The sequence below is a fragment of the Pseudomonas sp. PSPC3-2 genome, assembly GCF_049897085.1.
Taxonomy (GTDB): Bacteria; Pseudomonadota; Gammaproteobacteria; order Pseudomonadales; family Pseudomonadaceae; genus Aquipseudomonas; species Aquipseudomonas paraveronii.
The window spans coordinates 1-3683 of the sequence record NZ_JAFCVO010000037.1 but is presented as its reverse complement, the minus strand read 5'-3'; the positions used below and the strand labels follow the sequence as shown (position 1 = coordinate 3683).

Genomic DNA, 3683 nt, shown 5'->3' with positions numbered 1-3683 from the left:
ACAAACGCAACGTGCTGCGTACTCCGGCGAATAACAAGCTGCGCATGGATGACACGCGGGGGCAGGAGCATATCAAGGTCAGTACTGAGCACAGTGGTAAGAGCCAGCTCAACCTGGGGCATCTGGTGGATGCCAAGCGTAAAAAACGTGGCGAAGGATTTGAGCTGCGTACAGATGCTTGGGGAAGCATTCGCGCAGGCAAAGGGTTGTTCATCAGTACGGATACACAGGCCAAGGCCTCTGGTGATGTGCTCACCATGGCGCCCGCCACCGATCTGGTCGCGGGAGCCAAACAACAAATCGCGGATTGGCAGGCAATCGCCCAGTCTCACCACAGCCGCAAGCCAGCCATCGATGGGCTGCAACAGTTCCAGGACAACGCCAAAGACCTGAACGCCTCGGCCATCCTACTCAGTGCGCCCAAGGGCATTGGCGCCGTAACCCCAGAATGCTTGCTGCTCAAAAGCGGCAACGCGATGTACGTGCAAAGCAACGACGAGATCAACCTGGCCGCCGCTCAACGGCTGTCTGTCCACGCGAATCAGGCCATTTCCCTGCTTGCCCAGCAGGAAGGCATGCGCCTGGTGTCCGGCAAGGGGCCGCTGGAAATCGAATCTCACGGCGACGTGATGAAGCTGATTGCCCAGCAAGACATCACCCTGCAGACCGTACAGGGGCATCTGCAACTGACGGCGAAGAATGGCATCACCCTGGGGTGTGGAGGCGGCTATATCCGCATTACGCCCCAAGGCGAGATCCAGATTCATGGTCCGGGGTTGATCAGCATTAAGGGCAAGCATCGGCTGAATCCAGGAACCAGTGAGGAATTCCCGTTACCTCAATTGCCCAGCTCGGTGTGCAAGGAGTGCCTGAAAAAGGCGCAGGCCGCGGCCCAGGGCTTCGTACCCAGGGGCGCACAAGCATGAGCGCTGTTCCTCGCAATACCTGGATAGAACTGCTGGAAGTTTCCTGCTCACAAGTCTCCGTTACGTGCCTGGATATCATCATTGATCAGGCCGGCAGCGACTCCCCATTACTGCCCAGTGTTCTCAGCGTCGAGCCCGCACTGCCTTGGTATTCCCTATTTACCGGGTTGCCGGAGGCGGGTGCCGACGAATTGGCACCGTTGCTGGTCCGTGTCGATTTGGCGCAGCCCCTGCAACGCCAGTGGCTGGTTGGCCTCGTGCAAGCGCTGAATGGCCGCTCGCAATTGTTGGTGCTGGGGTCGCTCTGGCCCTTCCAGGCTTTGGCTGAACACCTCGGTCGGTGCCTGGAAGTGCGCAACGGCGGGTACCTGGGGTTGTTGCGTTATTACGACCCGCGGCTGTTCCCCTTGCTGTTTAGCCATGTGCTTGAACCCCAGCAACAGCAACCGTTGTTACGCCCCGCGGTTTTCTGGAGCTGGCTGGATCGCGACGGCTCTCCCAAACGGCTTGCGGGTACGGCCGATACGCCCGAGTTGCCGGAGGATTTCACCCCTATCGAACTGAGCGACAGCCAACTGGAAACGCTTAGCTGCGCAAGTGATGCCACGGTGGCGATGGTGAGTCTTGCCGATGCGTTGCCATCCGCGTGGCGTGCCGAACAGCGCTTTCAGGCGTGCTACGCGGCAATGCTCGATGCCACCCAGGCCGGGTTGTTACTCAATTCCCAGCGTGAAGCCCACACCCTCGACAGGTTACGTAACGCCTGCGCGACCCAGACCAGCGAAGACAGGAAATGAACGTTATGCCCAGACCCACGGACGGCAGGTATCGCCTCGCCCTGCTCGGAGCCCTTGTTGGCGCATTGCTCGCGCAAAGCGCCCTGGCCAGCACCCTTGAAGCCATTAACCACACCCACTGGGCGATCAACCGCTTTAGTGTCGACGGTCGATCGGGTATCGACATCATCGGTCCGTATCAGGGGGGCGGGGGAGGTTGCTGTTACGTCGCTCCGTCGCGCTGGCAGCCGGGAATGACCGTCCGCGTTGATTGGGAAACAGGAGCTGGTAGTTCAAAGGGATATCCCGGAACTGGAGATTGGGATAAGTATTTAGCATGGATTGAAAAGATAGATGCGCAAAAACGTCGACATACGAAGTTAGTGCCGGTCCCCGACTATACCGGCCAAAAAGTTTGTGGCCTAACCGTGCATTTCCTACCCTGCGATGCCCTCCAGGTCACCACCTCCTGTTATGCCTACGGCAGCCCTGAATACCCGATCAAGACCCCGCTGCACTTGCCGGAGCCCAAGTCATGTCCGAAGTGAAACATGCCAGTGTCTGGGTCCCTCCACCGTTCCCGGCGGGAGGCCGTTTGCCAAGTCGCGTCGAACAGGTCCAACAAAATATCCTGCGCCAGTGCGAGCAGGAGCGCGGCTACCAGGATGCCCTGTGCCTGGCGGCCGGTTATCGGGTTACGCCACCGTGCTGCAAGACGTTGCACATCAGCCTGTTCTTCGATGGTACCGGTAATAATCTGAATGATGACCTGTACATAGCCAATAAGCCGCACCCGACCAATATCGCCCGGCTGTTTCGCGCTACCGTCGGGGATGGGTATGCCGGTGGCACCGGGCACAGTGACAAGGCCCAGCGTTTGACCGATGCGACGGGCACCGGCAATGGCCAGTACTTCAAGTACTACATGCCCGGCGTCGGCACGCCGTTTGCGGAGGTGGGCGACCTGGATTTCACCGCTGTCGGGCTGGCGGGCGCCTGGTTCGGCGAAGAGCGGATCAACTGGGGACTGCTGATGCTTATCGATGCCCTGCGGCGCACGCTAGGTTTGCCTCGACAGGACAACGCGAGCCTGAAGGCGGCGGTCGGCGCCATGGGCACGTTGCCAGGGCTGGAATTTATCAAGGGCCAAGCCAACCGTGCCGCAGTGTTCAGCAAGCAGCTCAAGGCGATTGAAAAGCCGCTGCGCCTGGCGCTGGCACAGCCAAACCCCGGCTCGTCGAAACTGTTGGGCATCAAGTTGTATGTTTTTGGCTTTTCCCGTGGCGCGTCGGCGGCGCGGGCCTTTGTCAGTTGGTTGAATGAGCTGATGCGTTACCGACCGTTCCTTAAACTGGACGATCTGGAAGTCCCGCTGAGTGTGGAGTACCTGGGGTTACTGGACACCGTGGCCTCGGTGGGCATTGCCGATATTATGCCAGGAGCAGATGGGCATATGGCCTGGGCCGATGGTAATCAGGAGCTTCCCGGTGGTGGGCTGGTCAAGCGTTGCCTGCATCTTGCGGCGGGTTTTGAGCAGCGTCTGTGTTTTCCGCTGGAGTCGATTCGCCGCGGGAGTGGCAGTTATCCGGTGAACAGTGTGGAAGTGATCTATCCGGGGGTGCACTCGGATTTGGGCGGAGGGTATCCGCCTGGGGATCAGGGGAAGGCTTTCAGCGAAGATGCCCGGGTGGGGGACGCACTTCTGCTCTCGCAGATTGCTCTGAATGATTTATATGCCGACGCCTACGCTTATGGCGCGCCCCTAAAGGTGCCGGAGGAAGTTATACCTGTTGGGTTGCGCAGTGAGTACTGGCGGGCGATGGAGCCTGAGTTGGTACGCGAGTTTATTGCTGCGCCAAGCTTGGTCAACCGCTTCAACGCCTGGCGCCAGATGACCCTGGGCCTGCCCCATGTTTCCCACCCTCTGCCCATCGAACAAATTGAACGCTACCAGCCCCTCGCGACCACCACCACGCTGGAA

Annotated in this window: 4 protein-coding genes; all 4 read left to right on the top strand. The window is 59.6% G+C overall.

Annotated elements, in window-relative coordinates:
- On the top strand, positions 1–926 hold a 926-nt coding region (locus ACP7CJ_RS28735), incomplete at its 5' end, for a DUF2345 domain-containing protein (RefSeq protein WP_426103220.1).
- The gene (locus tag ACP7CJ_RS28730) at positions 923–1723 is read left to right on the top strand and encodes a DUF4123 domain-containing protein (RefSeq protein WP_276197753.1); all 801 of its coding nucleotides are present in this window, start codon (positions 923–925) and stop codon (positions 1721–1723) included. The genes ACP7CJ_RS28735 and ACP7CJ_RS28730, both read left to right, overlap by 4 nt.
- Positions 1720–2250, top strand: a complete 531-nt coding sequence (locus tag ACP7CJ_RS28725) for a DUF3304 domain-containing protein (protein WP_426103222.1) — start codon at positions 1720–1722, stop codon at positions 2248–2250. The genes ACP7CJ_RS28730 and ACP7CJ_RS28725 overlap by 4 nt, the downstream gene beginning before the upstream one ends.
- Positions 2238–3683, top strand: a 1446-nt coding sequence (locus tag ACP7CJ_RS28720) for a T6SS phospholipase effector Tle1-like catalytic domain-containing protein (RefSeq protein WP_426103224.1), incomplete at its 3' end; no start/stop codon positions are given. The genes ACP7CJ_RS28725 and ACP7CJ_RS28720, both read left to right, overlap by 13 nt.

Coding starts and splice junctions, on each gene's coding strand:
- ACP7CJ_RS28730 (WP_276197753.1), top strand. CDS start 923: ATGAGCGCTGTTCCTCGCAATACCTGGATAGAACTGCTGGAAGTTTCC.
- ACP7CJ_RS28725 (WP_426103222.1), top strand. CDS start 1,720: ATGAACGTTATGCCCAGACCCACGGACGGCAGGTATCGCCTCGCCCTG.